The sequence below is a fragment of the Caballeronia sp. LZ001 genome (genome assembly GCF_031450875.1).
Lineage (GTDB): Bacteria > Pseudomonadota > Gammaproteobacteria > Burkholderiales > Burkholderiaceae > Caballeronia.
Genome location: NZ_JARTVX010000004.1, coordinates 4,313,939 through 4,334,822, shown reverse-complemented (window position 1 = coordinate 4,334,822; position 20,884 = coordinate 4,313,939). Strand labels below are relative to the sequence as shown.

Annotated in this window: 16 protein-coding genes; 7 read left to right on the top strand and 9 right to left on the bottom strand. The window is 63.4% G+C overall.

Annotation, left to right across the window (positions count from 1 at the left end):
- Window positions 1–78: 78 nt before the first annotated feature.
- From P9292_RS31325 to P9292_RS31305, 5 genes are all read right to left on the bottom strand, one after another.
- A complete protein-coding gene (locus tag P9292_RS31325) occupies window positions 79–2,034 on the bottom strand; it encodes a propionate--CoA ligase (protein ID WP_284507734.1) in 1,956 nt (651 codons plus the stop codon).
- A gap of 145 nt (window positions 2,035–2,179) precedes the next feature.
- Window positions 2,180–2,671 (bottom strand): hypothetical protein, encoded by a 492-nt coding sequence (locus tag P9292_RS31320; protein ID WP_309962854.1) that lies wholly within the window; start codon window positions 2,669–2,671, stop codon window positions 2,180–2,182.
- Window positions 2,668–2,955 carry a hypothetical protein gene (locus P9292_RS31315; protein ID WP_309962851.1) on the bottom strand — a complete coding sequence of 96 codons (288 nt, stop codon included), beginning with the start codon at window positions 2,953–2,955 and terminating at the stop codon, window positions 2,668–2,670. The genes P9292_RS31320 and P9292_RS31315 overlap by 4 nt, the downstream gene beginning before the upstream one ends.
- A gap of 254 nt (window positions 2,956–3,209) precedes the next feature.
- A complete protein-coding gene (locus P9292_RS31310) occupies window positions 3,210–3,962 on the bottom strand; it encodes a 5'-methylthioadenosine/adenosylhomocysteine nucleosidase (RefSeq protein ID WP_309962848.1) in 753 nt (250 codons plus the stop codon).
- The gene (locus tag P9292_RS31305) at window positions 3,959–6,322 is read right to left on the bottom strand and encodes a UvrD-helicase domain-containing protein (RefSeq protein ID WP_244825671.1); all 2,364 of its coding nucleotides are present in this window, start codon (window positions 6,320–6,322) and stop codon (window positions 3,959–3,961) included. Before P9292_RS31305 ends, P9292_RS31310 begins: the two co-directional genes overlap by 4 nt.
- 198 nt (window positions 6,323–6,520) lie before the next feature.
- On the opposite strand from P9292_RS31305, the gene P9292_RS31300 reads away from it, so the two are divergent.
- Complete coding sequence (locus tag P9292_RS31300; protein ID WP_309962846.1) at window positions 6,521–9,388, top strand: valine--tRNA ligase; 2,868 nt, start codon at window positions 6,521–6,523, stop codon at window positions 9,386–9,388.
- A 100-nt stretch (window positions 9,389–9,488) separates the two neighbouring features.
- Entirely contained in the window at window positions 9,489–10,370 is an 882-nt protein-coding gene (gene galU, locus P9292_RS31295) for a UTP--glucose-1-phosphate uridylyltransferase GalU (protein WP_244825674.1), read from the top strand.
- Between the two features lie 78 nt (window positions 10,371–10,448).
- Here galU and P9292_RS31290 read toward each other — a convergent pair whose 3' ends face one another.
- The 4 genes from P9292_RS31290 to P9292_RS31275 all read right to left on the bottom strand — a co-directional run bounded on the left by P9292_RS31290 (window position 10,449) and on the right by P9292_RS31275 (window position 13,631).
- Complete coding sequence (locus tag P9292_RS31290; RefSeq protein ID WP_062601442.1) at window positions 10,449–10,676, bottom strand: sulfurtransferase TusA family protein; 228 nt, start codon at window positions 10,674–10,676, stop codon at window positions 10,449–10,451.
- 66 nt (window positions 10,677–10,742) lie between these two features.
- Window positions 10,743–11,759, bottom strand: coding sequence for a Gfo/Idh/MocA family oxidoreductase (locus tag P9292_RS31285; RefSeq protein ID WP_309962843.1), 1,017 nt, complete (start codon window positions 11,757–11,759; stop codon window positions 10,743–10,745).
- Complete coding sequence (gene iolG / locus P9292_RS31280; RefSeq protein ID WP_309962841.1) at window positions 11,756–12,760, bottom strand: inositol 2-dehydrogenase; 1,005 nt, start codon at window positions 12,758–12,760, stop codon at window positions 11,756–11,758. The genes P9292_RS31285 and iolG overlap by 4 nt, the downstream gene beginning before the upstream one ends.
- Entirely contained in the window at window positions 12,750–13,631 is an 882-nt protein-coding gene (locus P9292_RS31275) for a MurR/RpiR family transcriptional regulator (RefSeq protein ID WP_244825677.1), read from the bottom strand. The genes iolG and P9292_RS31275 overlap by 11 nt, the downstream gene beginning before the upstream one ends.
- A 229-nt stretch (window positions 13,632–13,860) precedes the next feature.
- Between P9292_RS31275 and P9292_RS31270 the strand changes: the two genes are divergently transcribed.
- The 5 genes from P9292_RS31270 to iolD all read left to right on the top strand — a co-directional run bounded on the left by P9292_RS31270 (window position 13,861) and on the right by iolD (window position 20,879).
- Entirely contained in the window at window positions 13,861–14,913 is a 1,053-nt protein-coding gene (locus P9292_RS31270; RefSeq protein ID WP_309962838.1) for a sugar ABC transporter substrate-binding protein, read from the top strand.
- A gap of 127 nt (window positions 14,914–15,040) precedes the next feature.
- On the top strand, window positions 15,041–16,207 hold the full coding sequence (locus P9292_RS31265) for an ABC transporter permease (protein WP_244825679.1): 1,167 nt from the start codon (window positions 15,041–15,043) through the stop codon (window positions 16,205–16,207).
- A 10-nt stretch (window positions 16,208–16,217) separates the two neighbouring features.
- The gene (locus tag P9292_RS31260) at window positions 16,218–17,006 is read left to right on the top strand and encodes an ATP-binding cassette domain-containing protein (protein ID WP_244825680.1); all 789 of its coding nucleotides are present in this window, start codon (window positions 16,218–16,220) and stop codon (window positions 17,004–17,006) included.
- 19 nt (window positions 17,007–17,025) lie between these two features.
- Window positions 17,026–19,014, top strand: coding sequence for a bifunctional 5-dehydro-2-deoxygluconokinase/5-dehydro-2-deoxyphosphogluconate aldolase (gene iolC, locus P9292_RS31255; RefSeq protein WP_309962836.1), 1,989 nt, complete (start codon window positions 17,026–17,028; stop codon window positions 19,012–19,014).
- Complete coding sequence (gene iolD / locus P9292_RS31250; RefSeq protein WP_309962835.1) at window positions 19,011–20,879, top strand: 3D-(3,5/4)-trihydroxycyclohexane-1,2-dione acylhydrolase (decyclizing); 1,869 nt, start codon at window positions 19,011–19,013, stop codon at window positions 20,877–20,879. The genes iolC and iolD overlap by 4 nt, the downstream gene beginning before the upstream one ends.
- Window positions 20,880–20,884 lie beyond the last annotated feature (5 nt).

The following is a 20,884-nucleotide window of genomic DNA, read 5'->3' as shown; positions in this document are numbered from 1 at the left end:
CTTTAAGTGGCGATGCAGCTTGGTTCGTTCCGGTGAAGGTGCAAGCGCCCTTGCGTATTCAAAGCCCGCTGCTCGCGCTCACGATTCCAACGCCGCCTTCACCAACCCCAACGCACTCGGGTCCTCGATAGTCGGCAATTCCCCCGGATCGCGCCCTTCGGCCAGCGCCGCGATCGCTCGGCGCAAGAGCTTGCCCGAACGCGTCTTCGGCAGCATCGACACGAAAAGCACGCGCGCCGGACGCGCAATCGCGCCCAGTTGCGCATCCACCGCGTGACACAGCTCCGCCTCCAGCCCGGCGCGCGCACCGGGCGCATCGAGACGGCTTGCATCGCGCAGCACGACGAACGCAGCGGCGGCCTGGCCCTTCACGGCATCCGTCACGCCGACGACCGCGACTTCCGCCACCGCCGGATGCGCGGACAACGCCTCCTCGATCTCGCGCGTGCCCAGCCGATGCCCCGCCACGTTGATCACGTCATCGGTGCGGCCGAGAATCGACACATAGCCGTCCTCGTCCTGCACGCCCCAGTCGAAGGTCGAATAGACCAACTGGTTCGGCACGCTAGTCCAATAGGTGTCGATGAAACGCTGATCGTCGCCCCACACGGTCTGCATGCAGCCCGGCGGCAACGGATAACCCAACGCGACCACGCCCTTCTCGCCCGGCGCGCAAATCTCGCCGGTCGCCTCGTTGCGCAAGGTAAGGTTGAAGCCCATCGACGGCACGCCCGGCGAGCCGAGCTTCGAGGGCAACGCCTCGATGCCGCGTGGAATCGCGATCATCGGCCAGCCGGTTTCCGTCTGCCAGTAATTGTCGATGACGGGCTTTCTCAGCGCGCTCTGAATCCATTGCGCGGTCGGTTCGTCGAGCGGCTCGCCCGCCAGAAACAGCGTGCGCAGGCTGGACAGATCGGCGTCTTGCATCAGCGCCGGGTCCTGCTTCTTGAGCACGCGGATCGCGGTGGGCGCGGTGAACATCAGGTTGATGCGATGCTGCTCCACGAGCCGCCACCAGATGCCGCCGTCCGGACGGACCGGGGTGCCTTCGTACATGACCGTGGTCAGGCCCGCGATCAGCGGCGCATAGATGATGTAGCTGTGCCCCACGACCCAGCCGATGTCGGACGCGGTGAACATGGTGTCGCCCGGCGCGCCCTGAAAGATATGCTCCATCGATGCCGCGAGCGCGACCGCATAACCGCCGACATCGCGCTGCACGCCCTTCGGCCTGCCGGTCGTGCCGGACGTGTACAGCACGTACGAAGGCTCGTTCGATTCGAGCCATTCGCACGGCACGTGAGCATCGAAAAATTTTTCGCGCAAGGGTTCGTAGGAGACGAGATAGCTCGCCTGCAGCCGCTCGGGCGCCAGTTGCCGGTCGATCAAAAGCACTTGCGGCACCTTGAATTCAGCGCGCGAAAGCGCCTCGTCGACGAGCGGCGTGTAGTCGATCACCTTGCCCGCGCGCGCGCCAGCATCGGCGGTGACAATGAGCGCGGGCTCCGCATCGTCGATGCGCGCCGCCAGATTCGGCGCCGCGAAGCCGCCGAACACCACCGAATGCACCGCGCCGAGACGCGCGCACGCGAGCATCGCGAAGAGCGCTTCAGGGATCATCGGCATATAGATGAGCACGCGGTCGCCCTTCTTCACGTGCAGCGAGCGCATGACGGCAGCCATGCGGTTCACTTCCGCGTGCAGTTCGGCGTAGGTATAACGGCGCTCGATGCCCGTTTCCGTCGATACATACACGAGCGCGTTTTGCTGCGCGCGCGAGGCGAGATGGCGATCGACCGCGTTATGACAGAGATTGGTCTTGCCGCCGACGAACCAGCGCGCGAACGGCGGGTTGCTCGCATCGAGCACCTGCGTGAAAGGCGTATGCCAATGGATGCGGCGCGCCTCATCGGCCCAGAACGCCTCGGGTTCCTCGATCGACCGGCGATACGCTTCTCGGTAAGTCGGCATGCGCGTCCTCTTTGAGCGAAGTGCGTGGCTGTGCTTGTCTCTGTGCGTCCGCCAACGCCGCATGCGCCCACGTCGGGCGGCCGCGTTGACATCTCTTCATCACGAAGACAGAGCATAGAGCAGCCCGCAAACCCTTGCTAGACAGGGCGCGCCCTGATCGGTGTCATCGATTCAGGCGCGCTTCGCCTCTCCGAACGCTTCGTACGTTTCAGACCGCGCGACTCTTCGACACCGGCGCTGCCGCTTCGCCCGAATGCTTGAGCAACACGGGCGCGAGTTCGCCGGCCACGCGCATGCTCGATACCACGACCGTGCGCACGCCGCTGCCCTCGGTCGAATGACGGAGCGCTTCACGCGTGGTCGCGCGCGCCTCGATACGCGGCTCGATCACGACGATGCCCCGGCAATACGCCGCGAGTTGCACGCGCTGATTGCGCAGCCACGCGGTGCGCAGGCGAATGTCGTCGGCGGTTTCATCGGCGTCGTGCTCGGCGACGATCACGAAGGGCGTGTTGAGCGCAAGCAGGCGGCGCATCTGCGCGCACCATGCAAACGCGTAGCCCGGCTTGACGGCGCGTCGGCGCAGGCGCACGAGCGGAAAGCGGCTGGCGTCGAACATGCGGGCATCGAGACCGAGATCGGGAAGCGGGACGGACGATGAAAGCGACTCGCGCGTTGAATAGAGATTGGCGGCATTCACAGAGGTTTCGGACTCCAGTAATTCAGCGCGGCAACCAGGCTCGGCCAGCGCGACTGTCGCGGCACGGCCCGCTTTTTCGGTTTCGTGGCGCGCGGCAACCGGCGCGCGGCTTCTTTCGGTGCTTCCGATGCCTGGCTCCACGCGTGACGCGTGGTTTCGAGCACTTTTGCGGCGTTGGCCGCGACCGCGCATTCGTTGCGCGCCTCGTGAATTTCGCCTGCCTCGGATACGCCGCCCCGCTCGCGCGTCAAGCCGATGGCAGTGGGAATGGAATCGTTGGTCATGTATGTTCGGGCCTCGTTGGTCGGACGAAGCCGGCGGTTTCGCGCCGGCTTCGGCTCCGATGCAAAGCTACGGATAAGCGCTGACGGCAGCGCTGTGTCTCGGATCAGGCCGGGATGGCGGTCGTCGAAGCAGCGGTTCGCGCTTCTTTGCGGCACGCCGATATCCGCGCTTGTGATGCATTGTATTGAGAATCATTCTCAATTACAAGCGGCAAATTGTCTGGCGGCAGAAGGGGAAACCCCGAGAGTTGGAGCTAATGCACAGACCGAAGAAACCGCACCAGAATCCCCGACGAATACGCACCCGCGATCGCCACGAGAAACTCCGCGAACGATTCAGGCGCGGCGGCATCGGCGCTATCCGAGATGGTGCGCACGACGGCGCACGGCACCGCGTGTTCGAAACAAACCTGCGCGAGCGCCGCGCCTTCCATTTCGACGGCGAGCGCATCGGGCAAGGCGTCGCGCAGCGCCAGCACGCCTTCGTTGCTCGCGACGAAGCGATCGCCACTTACGATCAACCCGCGATGCACACGCGGCGCATGCACCGCGAAGCGCTCGGCAAGCGCGCGGCCCTCATCGACGATGAAACTCGCGGCGGCCAGCGCGAGCGCATCGGAAAAGCTGGGATCGGCGGCGAAATGAGAGCGGGCCAGAAGCGGCACTTCATAGCGCGGAAAAAGCGGCGAGGCATCGAGATCGTGCTGCAGGAGCGTGTCGCCGATGACGATGTCGCCCACCCGGACATTTGCATGCACGCCGCCCGCGACGCCCGTGAAAACGATCGCATCGACCTTGAACACGTGAATGAGCGCGCTCGCCGTCGCCGCCGCCGCGACCTTGCCGATGCGCGCGAGCGTCGCCACCACGCGCACGCCATGCGCGTGGCCGACGTGATACTCGCGCTGACCGAGCGTCACCGTCTCGACTGCGCCCGCCGCATGCATCTGCGCGACGAGATCGCCCAGTTCCTGCGGCAGCGCCGCCATGATGCCGAGCATCGTCATTCGACCGCTTGCAGTTTCGCCACCGCGAGCGCGAGCCATTTCTCGCCGTGCCGCTTGAAGCGAACCTGCGCGCGCGCATCGCCGCCGGAACCTTCGAGCCCGATCACCGTGCCCTCGCCGAACTTCGTGTGGAACACCGCTTGTCCGACCTTGAAGCCGCTTTCCGCCGCGCGCTGCTCGTTGGCGAACGACGGCAACGCCGGTGCGGACGCGGCGGAACCGCCGTAAGCCGAACCGCCGCGCTCCTGGCCTGGGCGCGCGAACCAGTCGCGGCCCCAGCCGGCGTTATCCGCGCGCCCGCCCCAACGCGCGCCCGGCTCGATCTTCGGCGTGAGCCACTTGAGCGAGCCTTCGGGCAATTCGTCGAAAAAGCGCGAGCGAATGTTGTAGCGCGTCTGTCCATGCAGCATCCGGCTCTGCGCGAACGACAAATAAAGCCGCTCTTTCGCCCGCGTGATCGCCACGTAAGCGAGCCGCCGCTCTTCTTCGAGGCCGTCGGTTTCCTGCGCGCTGTTCTCGTGCGGAAAGAGCCCTTCTTCCAGTCCGGTGATGAACACCGCCGTGAATTCCAGCCCTTTCGCCGCGTGTACGGTCATGAGTTGCACGGCATCCTGGCCGGCCTGCGCCTGGTTGTCGCCCGCTTCGAGCGATGCATGCGAGAGAAACCCCGCGAGCGGCGTCATGGTGTCGGGGTTCTGCGCGGGATCGGCAATGCCGGGCGCGTCCAGCACTTCGATCTCGCCGTCCTCGCTCACGATTTCCGGCGCCGCCGTCGCGCCGGGGCGCAGCGGCACGGACCGCGCGGGGGTATCGAGCCCGTAGCCTTCCTCGCTCACGAACGCCGCCGCCGCGTTGACCACTTCCTGCAAGTTCTCCAGACGGTCCTGGCCTTCGCGCTCGGTCTCGTAGAACGCGGCGAGACCGCTCGCGCGCACGACGTATTCGACCGTTTCCGGCAGACTCATCTGCTGCGTTTCGGCGCGCATCTTCGCGACGAGCGTGGCGAAAGCGCCGAGGCTCGAACCTGCCTTTCCCGTGACGTAGGGCACGGCGGCGGCCATCGAACAGTTGTAGAGACGCGCGGCGTCGGCGAGTTGCTCGATGGAGCGCGCACCGATGCCGCGCGTCGGGAAATTGACCACGCGCGCAAACGCCGTGTCGTCGTTCGGGTTGTCGATCAGACGCAGATACGCGAGCGCATGCTTCACTTCCTGACGCTCGAAGAAGCGCAAGCCGCCATACACGCGATACGCAATGCCCGCGTTCACGAGCGTGTGCTCGATGGTCCGCGACTGCGCATTGCTCCGGTACAGCACCGCAATCTCCCCGCGCGCGAGACCCGTATTGATGAGCGCCTTGATCTCCTCGACGATCCAGCCCGCTTCCTGCGAATCCGTCGCGGCTTCGTAGACGCGCACCGGTTCGCCGTGCCCCGCATCCGTGCGCAGGTTCTTGCCGAGCCGCCGCGAGTTGTTGGCGATCAGGAAGTTCGCGGTATCGAGAATATGGCCGTGCGAGCGATAGTTCTGCTCCAGCTTGATGAGATTGCGCACGCGGAATTCGCGCTCGAAGTCGTGCATGTTGCCGACGTTCGCGCCGCGAAACGCGTAGATGGACTGGTCGTCGTCACCGACCGCGAAGATGGCGTTGCTCTCGCCCGCGAGCTGCTTGAGCCACGCGTACTGCAGCTTGTTGGTGTCCTGAAACTCGTCGACGAGGATATTGCGAAAGCGCGCCTGATAATGTGCGCGCAGCGGCGCATTGAACGCGAGCAGTTCGTGGCAGCGCAACAGCAGTTCGGGGAAATCCACGACGCCTTCGCGCTGGCATTGCTGATCGTAGGCTTCGTACAGTTCGACGAACTTGCGGTTGAAGGCGTCCGTGGCGTCCACGTCTTTCGGACGCAAGCCCTGCTCTTTCGCGTTGTTGATGAAGTACTGAAGGTTCTTCGCCGGATATTTTTCGTCGTCGACATTGAGCCCTTTCATCAGCCGCTTGATGGCGGAGAGCTGATCGGCGGTATCGAGAATCTGGAAAGTCTGCGGCAGCCCCGCGTCGCGATAATGCGCGCGCAGCATGCGGTTGCACAGGCCGTGGAAGGTGCCGATCCACATGCCGCGCGTGTCTATGGGCAAGAGCGCCGAGAGCCGCGACATCATTTCGCGCGCGGCCTTGTTCGTGAAGGTCACGGCGAGAATGGTCGGCGGCGACGCGTAGCCCTGCTGGATCAGCCACGCGATTCGCGTGATGAGCACGCGCGTCTTGCCGCTGCCCGCGCCGGCGAGAATCAGCGCGGGCTCGTTGGGCAGCGTCACGGCGGCGAGTTGTTCGGGGTTGAGGTTCGCGAGCAGGTCGGGCATGGGAGCAGGTGGACGGCGAAAAGCGGGCCAAAGTCTCTGGCGGCGGGCCGACCATTATAAGACCGCGCCGATGGCGTCGCCGGCGCCTGGCATCCGCGCCTGGCCGCAAGCCACCCCGAATTCGTCCGATTGACTCGCTCGAACCTTATAATCAGGGATTACCCCGCACTTTTCACGCATTTTTCGGCAGATTTCACGATGAGCGACAACACGCTTGCGAAGAGCTTCGAGCCTCAGAACATCGAGTCCCAATGGGGCCCGGAATGGGAAAAACGCGGCTACTCCGCCCCGACCTTCCAGGAAGGCGCGAAGAATTTCTCCATTCAACTGCCGCCGCCGAATGTCACCGGCACGCTGCACATGGGTCACGCGTTCAACCAGACCATCATGGACGGCCTGACGCGCTATCACCGCATGCTCGGCGAAAACACGCTGTGGGTGCCGGGCACGGACCACGCGGGCATTGCCACGCAGATCGTCGTCGAACGCCAGCTCGACGCCAAAAAAATCTCCCGCCATGACCTCGGCCGCGAGGAATTCCTGAAGCGCGTCTGGGCGTGGAAGCAGGAATCCGGCTCGACCATCACGAATCAGGTACGGCGTCTGGGCGCTTCCATCGACTGGTCGCGCGAATACTTCACGATGGACGACAAGATGTCCGCCGCCGTGCGCGACGTCTTCGTGACCTTGTACAAGCAAGGGCTCATCTATCGCGGCAAGCGGCTCGTGAACTGGGACCCGGTGCTGGGCACGGCCGTGTCCGACCTCGAAGTCATCAGCGAGGAAGAAAACGGCAGCCTTTGGCATATCAAGTACCCGCTGCCCGACGGCTCGGGCCATCTGACGGTCGCGACCACGCGGCCCGAAACCATGCTCGGCGACGTTGCGGTGATGGTGCATCCGGAAGACGAGCGGTATCGGCATCTGATCGGCAAGACGGTCGTGCTGCCGCTTGGCGACCGCGAGATTCCGGTGATCGCGGACGACTACGTGGACCGCGAGTTCGGCACGGGCGTCGTGAAGGTTACGCCCGCGCACGACTTCAACGACTACGCGGTCGGCCAGCGCCACAAGCTGCCGCAGATCGAAATCCTCACGCTCGACGCGAAGATCAACGACAACGCGCCCGCGAAATATCGCGGCATGGATCGCTTCGACGCGCGCAAGGAAGTGGTGAAAGATCTCGAAGCGCTCGGCCTGCTCGAGTCCGTGAAGCCGCACAAGCTCATGGTGCCGCGCGGCGACCGCACCAACGTGGTCATCGAGCCGATGCTGACCGACCAGTGGTTCGTCGCAATGACCAAGGCCGCGCCGGAAGGCACGTTCAATCCGGGCAAGTCGATCACGGAAACGTCGCTGGACGTGGTTCGCGGCGGGCAGATCAAGTTCGTGCCCGAGAACTGGACCACGACTTACTACCAATGGCTCGAAAACATCCAGGACTGGTGCATCTCGCGCCAGTTGTGGTGGGGCCATCAGATTCCCGCGTGGTATGGCGAAAACGGCGAGATCTTCGTCGCGAAGACGGAAGACGAAGCGCGCGCCGAAGCCGACGCCAAGGGCTACGAAGGTGCGCTGCGCCGCGACGAAGACGTGCTCGATACGTGGTTCTCGTCCGCGCTCGTGCCCTTCTCGTCGCTCGGCTGGCCGGACGAAACCAGGGAACTGAACGCATTCCTGCCGTCCACCGTGCTCGTGACGGGCTTCGACATCATTTTCTTCTGGGTTGCCCGGATGGTGATGATGACCACGCACTTCACCGGCAAGGTGCCGTTCCACACGGTCTACGTGCACGGCCTCGTGCGCGACGCGGAAGGCCAGAAGATGTCGAAGAGCAAGGGCAATACGCTCGATCCCATCGATATCGTGGATGGCATCGAGCTCGAACCGCTCGTCGCCAAGCGCACCGCCGGCCTCATGAATCCGAAGGCCGCCGCGCAGATCGAAAAGAAAACGCGTAAGGAATTTCCGGAAGGCATCCCGGCCTTCGGCACCGACGCGCTGCGCTTCACGATGGCTTCCATGGCCACGCTGGGTCGCAATGTGAATTTTGATCTGGCACGCTGTGAGGGTTATCGCAATTTCTGCAACAAGCTCTGGAACGCCACGCGTTTCGTGTTGATGAATTGCGAAGGCCACGATTGCGGCTTTGCGAACCCCGGCGACTGCAAGCCGGGCGATTGCGGCCCCGGCGGCTACACGGATTATTCGCAGGCGGACCGCTGGATCGTGTCGCTCCTGCAGCGCGTCGAAGCGGAAGTCGAAAAGGGTTTCGCGGACTATCGCTTCGACAACGTTGCGAGCGCAATTTACAAGTTCGTCTGGGACGAATACTGCGACTGGTATCTCGAACTCGCGAAGGTGCAGATCCAGGCCGGTACGCCCGAGCAGCAGCGCGCCACGCGCCGCACGCTGTTGCGCGTGCTGGAGACGGTGCTGCGGCTCGCGCATCCGATCATCCCGTTCATCACGGAAGCGCTGTGGCAGAAGGTGGCGCCGCTGACCGACGTTTTGCCCGAAGGCACGAAGGAAGGCGAGTTGTCGATCATGACGCAGGCCTATCCGCGCGCCGAGACGAAGAAGATCGACGAAACGGCGGAACAGTGGGCGTCCGAACTCAAGGCTGTCATCGACGCATGCCGTAATCTGCGCGGCGAAATGAACCTGTCGCCCGCGGTGAAGGTGCCGCTGCTCGCACATGGCGACGCCGCGCGTCTCCATACGTTTGCGCCGTACGTCGCCGCACTGTCGCGTCTTGCCGAAGTGAAGATCATCGACGACGAAGCCGCGCTCGACGCCGAAGCGGAAGGTGCGCCGGTGGCGATCGTCGGCGCGAACAAACTCGTGCTGAAGGTGGAGATCGATGTCGCCGCCGAACGCGAGCGTCTCACGAAGGAAGTAGACCGCCTGACTGTCGAAGCAGGCAAATGTAACGCGAAGCTCGGAAATGAAAGCTTTGTTTCAAAAGCGCCGCCCGCCGTCGTTGAACAGGAGCGAAAAAGGCTGGCAGAATACGAAACCACTATCGAGAAGCTTCGGGCGCAAATTTTGCGGCTGCCTGTCTGATTGGGCTGTCGTGAAGTAGCATCGCCGCGTGATCGGGGATGTTCGTCCGTTCGCCCAACTGCTCGACGTTCCAAATGATTAAGAGGATCAGGGTTATCACATGCTAAAAGTTACCAAAGCGGTTTTCCCCGTCGCGGGTCTCGGCACTCGGTTCCTCCCCGCGACCAAGGCGAGCCCGAAAGAAATGCTGCCCGTCGTCGACAAGCCGCTGATTCAATATGCGGTGGAAGAGGCAATGGCCGCCGGCATCACCGAAATGATCTTCGTGACCGGGCGCAGCAAGCGCGCGATCGAAGACCACTTCGACAAGTCTTATGAGATCGAAGCCGAACTGGAAGCGCGCGGCAAGGACAAGCTGCTCGAACTCGTGCGCAGCATCAAGCCGAGCCATGTCGATTGCTTCTACGTGCGTCAGGCCGAAGCGCTCGGTCTCGGCCACGCGGTGTTGTGTGCCGAAAAGCTCGTCGGCGACAACCCGTTCGCCGTGATCCTCGCGGACGACTTGCTGTACGGCAAGCCGCCCGTGATGTCGCAGATGATCGAAGTCTTCGACCACTATCACAGCTCGGTGATCGGCGTCGAGGAAATCCCGGCGGAAGATTCGAAGTCCTACGGCATCATCGACGGCAAGGAGTGGGAAGACAACATCTTCAAGCTCTCGGGTATCGTCGAAAAGCCGGAACCGGCCGTTGCGCCGTCGAACCTCGGCGTCGTCGGCCGCTATGTGCTGAAGCCCCGCATTTTCGATCACATCCGCTCGATCAAGCCCGGCGCGGGCGGCGAACTGCAACTGACGGACGCCATCATGTCGCTCCTGTCGGACGAACAAGTGCTCGCGTACAAGTACCACGGCACGCGCTTCGACTGCGGCAGCAAGCTCGGCTATCTGAAGGCGACGGTGGAATTCGCGCTGCGCCATCCGGAAGTGTCGAAAGACTTCGACGAGTATTTGCGCACGCGCTCGCCGAACCTGGCTAGCTGAGTTGAAGTAAGTTGAATTCGCCCGCGTCGGCAGGCGAAAAAAAAAGCCCATCGCGTCATGTGATGGGCTTTTTCCTTTTCAGCGGCGTCGCATTAGAAAGGTGAACACTTTGTCCTGCGTGGTTACTTCGACGATCTCGTTGCCGGTCTGCCTTGCAAACGCCGCGAAATCGCGCTGCGATCCGGGGTCGGTGGCGAGCACCTTCAGAATCTGGCCGCTCGTCATGTCGGCGAGTGCTTTCTTTGCCCGCAGGATCGGCAACGGGCAGTTGAGCCCGCGCGCGTCGACTTCCTTGTGAACTTCCATCGCGATTTGAATTCCGTTAAGCCTTGCGTGTTGCGAAACATCGAAGGCCCGATTCTAACGCAGCGTTCACAAGTCCACCGGGCGCCCGGTCTCATATGCCTGCCGCATGGCGATGCCGATCCTCGTTGCCTCGCGCGCATCGTCGAGCGTGAGGCCGGTCGGCGTGCCATCTCGCACGAGCGCGACGAAGGCTTGCGCTTCGCGTAAAAACGCATCTTCGAAGCGCTCGAAGAAAGTCGGCGTGCAAACGTTTCGCATGCCGTGTGCATCGGCGATCTCGACGCGGTTCGCACGCGGATTGCGCCCAACGGCAAGCGCGCCCGCCGTGCCGATGACTTCTGTCTGCGTGTCGTGGCCATGAGCCATCGTGCGGGAAGCGAATAGCACGGCAAGCCGGCCATCGTCGAATTCGATCGTGCCCACGCCATTGTCGATATCGCCACATTCGCGCAAGCCTTCGTGGATTGCTATCGTGCCGCTCGCGAACACGCGTTTGGGCTTCGGATTACCGAGCATCCAGCGCGCGAGGTCGATGTCGTGCACGCTGCAATCGAGAAAGAGTCCGCCCGATGTCGGCGCGAAGCGCACGAAAAAACCATCCGGATCATTCTTGTCGCAGGTCTGCGAGCGCACCATGAACGGCCGGCCGATCGCGCCTTCGCCAATGCGCTCGAAGGCATCTCGATAACTCGCATCGAAACGGCGCACGAAGCCGATCATTACATGCAGATGCGCATGCCGCGCGTGTTCCTCGATCACGCTGTCGCATTCGGCGAGATCGAGCGACAGCGGCTTCTCGCAGAACACATGTTTGCCCGCGCGCAACGCGGCGATGATCTGCCGCGCGTGCAGCGAAGTCGGCGTGACGAGCCACACGGCGTCGATGGACGGATCGGTCAGCAAGTCGGCGTAATCGGCATGGAGCGCGATTTCCGGCAGGTTGTCGCGAGCCCATTCGCGCTCTTGCTCAACCGGGCTGCACGCCGCGACGAGCCGCGCGCCCGGCACATGCCACGCGAGGTTTTCCGCGTGTCTGCGGCCGAGCCGCCCCAGCCCGACAATGCCCACCCGCACCGCGCTCATGCCGCGTTCTCCCCGAGCTTCACGATGCGCTTTTCGCGCCACGAAAGCGTCGCGGCCTCGGCGAGTTCGAGCGCCTTGAGGCCGTCGGCAACAGTGGTGCGCACGGGCTTCCCATTGGTCACGGCATCGAAGAAATGCGCGATTTCCGCGGCATACGCCGCGCGATACCGTTCGAGAAAGAACGCCTCGGGCACGTCGCTCGACACGTCCTTGGTCGAATATGCCGTCACTTCGGTCGGACGCACGTTGCCCGCTTGCAGCATGCCGAGACTGCCGAGCACCTCGAAGCGCTGATCGTAGCTGTAGCCCGAGCGCCGCGCCGTGTTGATCTGGCACAGGCGTCCGCGTTTCGTGCGGATGGTGACGGCTGTCGAATCGATATCGCCGGCATCCGCGATGGCGGGATCGGACAAACAACTGCCCGTGGCGTGCAGCGTGTCGGCTTCGTCGTCGAGCATCCAGCGGAAGATGTCGAAGTCGTGGATCAGCATGTCCTTGAAGATGCCGCCCGAATGCTTGATGTATTCCACGGGCGGCGCGCCCGGATCGCGGCTCGTCACGATCAGCATTTCCGGTTCGCCGATCTCGCCCGCTTCCACGCGCGCCCTCAATGCCGAGAAAGTTGGGTCGAAGCGCCGCTGAAAGCCGATCATGCAGACCACGCCCGCTTTCTGCACGGCATCGGCGCAGGCGCGCGCGCGTTCGAGCGTGAGGTCCACGGGCTTCTCGCAGAACACGTGCTTCTTTTGCGCCGCCGATGCGAGGATCAGGTCCGCATGCGTGTCCGTGCTCGAACAGACGACCGTCGCGCCCACCGAGGCGTCGCCCATGGCGGCATCCACATCGGCGACTTGCGCGCCGTATTGCGCAGCGAGCGCCGACGCGGCCTCGCGGTTCACATCGACGACATACTTGAGGCGCACGCCAGGCTGCCGCGCGAGATTGGCCGCGTGAATCTTGCCAATGCGCCCTGCTCCGAATACCGCCACGTCAATCGTCATAGCCGCCTGTCTCCTTGGATTCTTCTACGTTGAGTTCGAGCCGGTACGCGAGCGCGATGAACAGCGCCTGGCACAAGCAAATGGTGCTCGTGAGCGAGCGGAACGCGAACGCGCTGCCCTCCTTCACGAGCAGACTCGCGCTCGCGTGACGCGCGAGCGGCGAAAGCTGGCTGTCGGTGATCACGAGCGTCTTCGCGCCGTGATGCTGCGCGGCGCGCACGCAATACTGCGTTTCCTTGCCATAAGGCGCGAAGCTGATGGCCACGACCACGTCGCCCTTTCTCACGCTCTTGACCTGTTCGCGGAACATGCCGCCGATGCCGGAGATCAAATGCACGCGCTTTCTCGTGTGCTGCAACGCGTAGACGATATAGCTCGCCACCGCGAACGAGCGCCGCACGCCGATCACATAGATGTTCTCCGCGTGTTCGAGCATTTCCACGGCGGCGTCGAACTGTTCGTCGTCGAGACCGGCTTCGAGTTCGTCGAGTCCCGTGCGGCTCGCCGCGATGAATTCGCGCGCCACGGAGACACCGGAGGCATCGCCCGCCTTTTCGTCGATGAGTTTGCGAATGCGCTGCTGATAACTCTGCTGCGAGCCATTGCCGCCCGCGAACGCCTGCCTGAACACGGCCTGCAAGTCCGAGAAGCCCGAAAAACCGAAGCGCTGCGCAAAGCGCACCACGGCCGACGGATGCACGCCGCACGCGGTGGCGATATCGCTCGTACGATCCATCATCACGCTCGACCGATGCTGCTCGATATACGTCGCGACGTTCTTCAACTGACGCGGCAACGTGTCGTAAGCGTCGGTGATGCGCTGCATCAGATCGTCGACGCTCTGCACGTCGGTGCTGGTCTCATCCTGCATGGATAGCTCATGTCGATGGCGCCGCGAAGGCAGACGCCGTGGAAGCGATTATAGGAAGGCCGCAAGGAAAATGGAACGTATTTTCCATTTATGGCATCGGTGCAATTCCTATTGCAGACCGGGAAAACTTGGCCTACTCTTGGTGCTGAGTTCGAAGCGGCCCCAAGCAACGGCCGCATCGGCTCGCGGAAAAGTCAGATCAAACAACAAACCGAGATAGGTGGAGACAATGACCATTCGCAATGGCCGAGCCGCGTTGCGCGCGCTCGCGGCAGCCGCAATCCTGAGCAGCACAGCCTTGTTGACGGCGTCCCCCGCTCACGCGGCGCCCGACGCCAAGTTCGTCCTCATCAGCCACGCGCCCGACTCGGACTCGTGGTGGAACGTCATCAAGAATTCGATCAAGCAAGCCGACGAGGACTTCAACGTCCAGACCGACTATCGCAATCCGCCCAACGGCGACATTGCCGATATGTCGCGTCTCATCGAGCAGGCCGCCGCGCGTAATTACGACGGCGTGATCACCACCATCGCGGACTTCGACGTATTGAAGAGCGCGCTCAACAAGGTGACGGCGAAGAAGATTCCGCTCGTCACGATCAACTCGGGCACCGAAGAGCAAAGCGAGCAACTCAATGCGATCATGCATATCGGCCAGCCGGAATACGTCGCGGGCAAGGCCGCAGGCGAAAAGGCGAAGGCCGCGGGCGTCAAGTCGTTCCTGTGCGTGAACCATATCGCGACCAACACGGTGTCATTCGACCGCTGCCGTGGCTTCGCGGAAGCCATCGGCGTCGACTACAAGGCGTCCACCATCGACTCCGGTCAGGACCCGACGGAGATTCAGTCGAAGGTGTCGGCTTACCTGCGCAATCATCCCGATACGCAGGCTGTACTCACGCTCGGACCCACGCCCGCCTCGGCGACGCTCAAGGCCGTCACGCAAATGGGCCTGCAAAACAAGCTCTATTTCGTGACCTTCGACTTTTCCGATGACATCGCGAAGGGCATCAAGGACGGCACGATCAAGTTCGCAATCGATCAGCAACCGTACTTGCAGGGCTATATCCCCGTGGCCGTGCTCGCTATCGTCAAGAAGGATCACACCACGGACCCGGTGAAGATTCGCCAGATTCTCGAAGCGAATCCGAAGTTCAAGGCGCGTCTCGAAACGTATGGCCTCGCGCCGTCGTATGGACCGAAGAACATTCGTTCGGGTCCGGGCTTCATCACCAAAGAGAATCTCGACAAGGTCGTGAAATACGCCGGTCAATATCGTTGACCGTTCAGGGCGGCCGTCTTTTCAGCGCCGCCCGCTATCACTGCATTTCCGCGGAACGTCGTGTGTCTGCTGCGTCTATTCCCGACGCGGCAGGAGCGCGCGCATCGGTATCAGTCAAGGAGCCATCATGGGCGTAGCCGGCAAGCATTACCCTCCACATGCGAATCCACAGCCAGAGTCGGCCGAGACGCAGGAGGCAGCAAAGCCCTCGGACGAACGCGTGCGCCGGCAATCGTGGTTCGGCCATCTGCTGAACCGGCCGGAGTTCGCCGCGATCTCGGGCACCGTGCTCGTGTTCATCGTGTTCGGCTTCGCGGCGGGTTCGTCGGGCATGTTCAACCTCGACGGCGTGATGAACTGGTCGCAGGTCGCGGCCTACCTCGGCTTGCTCGCGGTCGGCGCGTGTCTTCTCATGATCGCGGGCGAGTTCGATCTGTCCATCGGCTCGATGATCGGCTTCGCGGGCATGATGGTCGCGCTGCCCTCGGTTTATCTGCACTGGCCGTTCTCGCTGTCGATTCTCTTCGCGTTCGTCGCTTCCATGCTGCTCGGCGCGTTGAACGGCTACCTCGTGATGAAGACGCGGCTGCCTTCGTTCATCGTCACGCTCGCGTTTCTGTTCATCCTGCGCGGCCTCACGCTCGCGCTCTCGATCATGTTCGCGGATCGCACCATCATTTCCGGTGTCGGCGATCTCGCTCAACAAGACTGGCTCGCCGACACGCTCTTTCGCGGCGTCGCGCTGCACGGCCTCTTCGCGTGGCTCGCGCACATGGGGATCGGTCAGTTGCTCGATAACGGCCAGCCGCTCGTGCCGGGCATTCCGAAGGTCATCATCTGGTGGCTCGCGCTCGCCGCCGTCTGCGCCTTCGTGCTCGCCAAGACGCGCTACGGCAACTGGATTCTCGCGGTCGGCGGCGACGCCAACGCGGCCAAGAACGTCGGCGTGCCGGTACGGCGCGTGAAGATTTCGCTGTTCGTGCTCACCGCCTTCTGCTCGTGTCTCTTCGCCGTGCTGCAGGTGTGCGATATCGGCTCGGCAGCGGCCGATCGCGGCTTGCAGAAGGAATTCGAGGCGATCATCGCGGCGGTCATCGGCGGGACGCTTTTGACGGGCGGTTATGGCTCGGTCGTCGGCGCGTGCTTCGGCGCGCTCATCTTCGGCGTCGTGCAGATCGGCATCACTTATACGAACGTGAGTTCCGACTGGTTCCGCGTCTTTCTCGGCGTGATGCTGCTGCTCGCCGTGCTGTTCAATCACTACGTGCGCCGTCGCGTATCGCAAGCTCAGTGAGGCCAACGCCATGAACGACGACAACATTCTCGCGCTGGAAAACGTCAGCAAGTTTTTCGGCAAGGTCATCGCATTGAACGGCGTGACCTTGCGCCTGCGACGCGGCGAAGTGCATTGCCTGCTGGGCGATAACGGCGCGGGCAAGTCCACGCTCATCAAGACGCTGGCGGGCGTGCATACGCCGTCCGCCGGCGACTATCTCGTCGATGGCAAGCCAGTGCGCTTCGAGTCGCCGAAGGAAGCGCTGGATTTGGGCATCGCCACGGTTTATCAGGATCTCGCGCTCGTGCCGCTCTTGTCCGTTGCGCGCAATTTCTTCATGGGCCGCGAGCCGCAGAAGAAACGCTTCGGTCTCTTCAGCGTGATGGATCTCGATCTTGCCGCGGAGACTTCGCAGGCAAAGCTCGCGGAAATGGGCATCAACGTACGCGATCCGCATCAGCCTATCGGCACCATGTCCGGTGGCGAGAAGCAATGTCTCGCGATTGCGCGCGCCATTCACTTCGGCGCACGCGTGCTGATTCTCGACGAACCGACCGCCGCGCTCGGGGTGAAGCAGAGCTTCAACGTGCTGAAGCTGATTCACAAGGCGCGCGAAAAAGGCATTTCCGTGATCTTCATCACGCACAACGTGCACCACGCTTATCCGATCGGCGACTCCTTCACGCTGCTCAATCGCGGCCGCTCGATGGGCACCTACACCAAGGACACCATCTCGAAGAACGAAGTGCTCGACATGATGGCGGGCGGCGCCGAGATGCAGACGATGATCAACGAACTCGAAGGCGCGACGATCTGAGGATCGAGGACAACAAGCCATGCCAGAACAACACACCTCACGTTTTGCAGCGGACCGTGCGCACGATATCGTGTGCCTCGGCCGCCTCGCGGTCGATCTCTACGCGCAACAGGTCGGCGCGCGGCTCGAAGACGTCGCGACGTTTGCGAAGTATCTCGGCGGGTCGTCGGCGAATATCGCGTTCGGTTGCGCGCGGTTGGGGCTCAAGTCGTCGATGCTCGCGCGCGTCGGCAACGATCACATGGGACGCTTTCTCGTCGAAACACTCGCGGGCGAAGGCTGCGACGTGAGCCACGTGCGCACGGACTTCGAGCGTCTCACCGCGCTCGTGCTGCTCGGCATAAAAGATCGCGATACCTTTCCGCTCGTGTTCTATCGCGAGAATTGCGCCGACATGGCCGTGGACGAAAACGATTTCGACGAAGCGTATATCGCCTCGTCGAAGGCATTGCTCATCACGGGCACGCACTTCTCCACGGAACAGGTGAATCGCACGAGCCGCCGCGCGCTCGAATACGCGCGCCGAAACAACGTGCGCACGATTCTCGACATCGATTATCGGCCGGTGCTGTGGGGTCTGACAGGCAAGGCCGACGGCGAAACGCGCTTCGTCGCCGATGAAAGCGTCACCGCGCATTTGCTGCATATCCTGCCGCTGATCGATCTCGCGATCGGGACGGAAGAAGAGTTCCGGATTGCGGGCGGCAAGGACGATCTGATCGATGCGCTCGCCATGGTTCGTACCGTTACTCATGCCACGCTCGTCGTGAAGCGCGGGCCGCTCGGCTGCTCGATCATCGAAGGCGCGGTGCCCGCTTCCATCGACGATGCGCCCATTCATGGCGGCGTCGAAGTCGAAGTGCTCAACGTGCTCGGCGCGGGCGATGCGTTCGCGTCCGGCTTCCTCTCGGGCTGGCTGCGCGACGAATCGCTCGAAGCGTGCGCGCGCGCGGCAAATGCGTGCGGCGCGCTCGTCGTTTCGCGTCACGGCTGCGCGCCCGCCATGCCCACGCCCGAGGAACTCGTGTACTTCCTCGCGGCCGCAAAAGAAGACCCGGCACGCATGCGCCGTCCGGATCGCGATGCGGGCCTCGCGCGTCTGCATCGCGTGAGCCCCAGGCGCAAGCAATGGGACGAAGTGCTCGGCTTCGCGTTCGATCATCGCAACCAGTTTTTCGAGCTTGCGCAGCAGACCGGCGCAAACGAAACGCGCATTGCGAAGCTGAAGGGTCTTTTCGTCGATGCCGTCGCGAAGACGGAAGAAGAACGCGGACTGGCCGGCCGTATCGGCGTATTGATCGACGACCGCTACGGACAGGATGCGCTCAATGCCGCGACTGGCCGCGGCTGGTGGATCGGCCGTCCGGTCGAGTTGCCGGGCTCGATGCCGCTCGTGTTCGATCACGGCCGCGACGTCGGCACGACGCTCATCGAATGGCCGCGCGAGCATATCGCGAAGTGTCTCGTGCACTATCACCCCGATCATCCGCATGACGTGCGCCTCGAACAGGAAGCGCAACTGCGCACGCTCTACGATGCGACACAGGCGAGCGGCAATGAACTGCTGCTCGAAGTGATCGTGCCGAAGAACGGACCGCCCGTGGAGGACGACACGGCGTATCGCGCATTGAAGCGCCTCTACAACCTCGGCATCTATCCCGAATGGTGGAAGCTCGAACCGATGAGCGCACAGCAATGGCAGGCCGTCGATGCGCTGATTGCCGAGCGCGATCCGTATTGCCGCGGCGTCGTGCTGCTCGGGCTCTCGGCGGCGGTCGATCAGTTGCGCGATGGCTTCAAGGCGGCGGCATCGTCCAAAACGTGCAAGGGCTTCACGGTCGGACGCACCATCTTTCACGAGCCGAGCCGCGCATGGCTCGCGGGTGAAATCGGCGACAACGAGTTGATCGCGCGCGTTCGCCACACGTTCGAAACGCTGATTTCCGCATGGCGCGAGGCGCGCGCGTCGCTGAATGCCGTGCAGCCAAGACAGGAGCAAGCAGCATGAATCAGCACGCTACCATCCGGCTGACCACCGCGCAGGCGCTCGTGCGCTATCTCGCCGCGCTGCGCACGGAAAGCGGCGAGGCGCTCTTCGGCGGCGTCTTCGCAATTTTCGGGCACGGCAATGTCGCGGGCATCGGCGAGGCGTTGTATCGGCATCGCGAGGAATTGCCGACGTATCGCGCGCACAACGAGCAAGCCATGGCGCATAGCGCGATCGCGTTTGCGAAGGCGCGTATGCGGCGCCGCATGATGGCTGTCACGACGTCCATCGGGCCGGGCGCCACCAATCTCGTGACGGCGGCCGCGCTCGCGCATGTGAACCGGCTGCCGGTGCTGCTTCTGCCGGGCGACATCTTCGTGTCGCGCGCGCCCGATCCGGTTCTGCAACAAGTCGAGGACGCACACGACGGCGGCGTTTCCGCGAACGATGCCTTGAAGGCCGTATCGCGTTATTTCGATCGCATCGTGCATCCGGCGCAGTTGTTGAGCGCGTTGCCGCGCGCGATCCGCGTGCTTACCGATGCCGCGCTCTGCGGTCCCGTCACGCTCGCGCTGCCGCAGGACGTGCAGGCGATGGCCTACGACTATCCCGCTTCGTTCTTCGAGCCGCGTGTGGTCGAGTTCCATGCGAGCGCGCCGTCACCGCATGAAATCGCGCGCGCCGCAGCGGCCTTGCGCGAGTCGCGCGAACCGCTGATCGTCTCGGGCGGCGGCGTGCTGTACGGCCTCGCCACCGACGCGTTGCGCGCCTTCGCGCACAAGCATGGCGTGCCCGTCGCAGAAACGCAGGCAGGCAAAGGCGCGCTCGCTTGGGACGACGCCCTAAACGCGGGCGGAATCGGCGTGACGGGCGCGGCATCGGCGAATGAACTCGCGCAATCGAGCGATTGCGTGCTCGCGGTCGGCACGCGCTTGCAGGACTTCACCACGGGATCGAACACGCTCTTTGCGCATGCGCAACTCGTTTCGATCAACGCCAATCCTTTCGATGCCCTGAAGCAAGACGCGCTGAGCGTCGAAGCCGATGCACGCCTCGCACTCGATGCGCTTTCCGAAGCGCTCGGCGACTGGCGCGCGTCGTCGCAGTGGACCACGCGCGCCAAACGTCTCGCCGACGACTGGCGCGAGACTGTCGCGCACGTGACGAACACGCCCGTCGCCGACAACGCCTTGCCGCGCGAAGCGGATGTCATCGGCGCGGTGCAGCGCTCGAAAGCCGATTCGCCGGCTGACGATATCGTCGTGTGCGCGGCGGGCACCTTGCCGGCCGACCTGCAGAAGCTGTGGCGCACGAGCGCGCCGGGCGGCTATCACGTCGAATACGGTTATTCATGCATGGGCTACGAGATCGCGGGCGGTCTGGGCGCGAAGCTCGCGCGGCCGGAGCGCGAGGTGATCGTGATCGTCGGCGACGGCAGCTATCTCATGATGAACAGCGAGTTGGCGAGCTCCGTCATGCTCGGCGCGAAGCTGATCGTCGTGTTGCTCGACAATCGCGGCTATGGCTGCATCAACCGTTTGCAACAGGCATGCGGCGGCGCGCCCTTCAACAACCTGATCGACGACTGCAAGCAAGGCTCGCTCGGCGCACCGACCATCGATTTCGCGATGCACGCGCGTGCGCTCGGCGCGTTGTCGGAGCATGTGGCGAGCATCGACGACTTGCAGGCCGCGATGCAACGCGCGCGCGCCGCCGAGCGCAGCTACCTCATCTCCATCGACACCGACCCCGCGCGCACGACCGACGAAGGCGGATGGTGGTGGGAAGTCGCGGTGCCCGAGGTATCGGATCGCGATGCGGTCTTGTCGGCGCGCGAGCGTTACGAGCGCGCGTTGAAAGCACGCAGCGAAGGCAACTCTATCTAGGACCG

Coding starts and splice junctions, on each gene's coding strand:
- P9292_RS31325 (WP_284507734.1), bottom strand. CDS start 2,034: ATGCGGCGTTGGCGGACGCACAGAGACAAGCACAGCCACGCACTTCGC.
- P9292_RS31315 (WP_309962851.1), bottom strand. CDS start 2,955: ATGACCAACGATTCCATTCCCACTGCCATCGGCTTGACGCGCGAGCGG.
- P9292_RS31310 (WP_309962848.1), bottom strand. CDS start 3,962: ATGACGATGCTCGGCATCATGGCGGCGCTGCCGCAGGAACTGGGCGAT.
- P9292_RS31305 (WP_244825671.1), bottom strand. CDS start 6,322: ATGCCCGACCTGCTCGCGAACCTCAACCCCGAACAACTCGCCGCCGTG.
- P9292_RS31300 (WP_309962846.1), top strand. CDS start 6,521: ATGAGCGACAACACGCTTGCGAAGAGCTTCGAGCCTCAGAACATCGAG.
- galU (WP_244825674.1), top strand. CDS start 9,489: ATGCTAAAAGTTACCAAAGCGGTTTTCCCCGTCGCGGGTCTCGGCACT.
- P9292_RS31290 (WP_062601442.1), bottom strand. CDS start 10,676: ATGGAAGTTCACAAGGAAGTCGACGCGCGCGGGCTCAACTGCCCGTTG.
- P9292_RS31285 (WP_309962843.1), bottom strand. CDS start 11,759: ATGAGCGCGGTGCGGGTGGGCATTGTCGGGCTGGGGCGGCTCGGCCGC.
- iolG (WP_309962841.1), bottom strand. CDS start 12,760: ATGACGATTGACGTGGCGGTATTCGGAGCAGGGCGCATTGGCAAGATT.
- P9292_RS31275 (WP_244825677.1), bottom strand. CDS start 13,631: ATGCAGGATGAGACCAGCACCGACGTGCAGAGCGTCGACGATCTGATG.
- P9292_RS31270 (WP_309962838.1), top strand. CDS start 13,861: ATGACCATTCGCAATGGCCGAGCCGCGTTGCGCGCGCTCGCGGCAGCC.
- P9292_RS31265 (WP_244825679.1), top strand. CDS start 15,041: ATGGGCGTAGCCGGCAAGCATTACCCTCCACATGCGAATCCACAGCCA.
- P9292_RS31260 (WP_244825680.1), top strand. CDS start 16,218: ATGAACGACGACAACATTCTCGCGCTGGAAAACGTCAGCAAGTTTTTC.
- iolC (WP_309962836.1), top strand. CDS start 17,026: ATGCCAGAACAACACACCTCACGTTTTGCAGCGGACCGTGCGCACGAT.
- iolD (WP_309962835.1), top strand. CDS start 19,011: ATGAATCAGCACGCTACCATCCGGCTGACCACCGCGCAGGCGCTCGTG.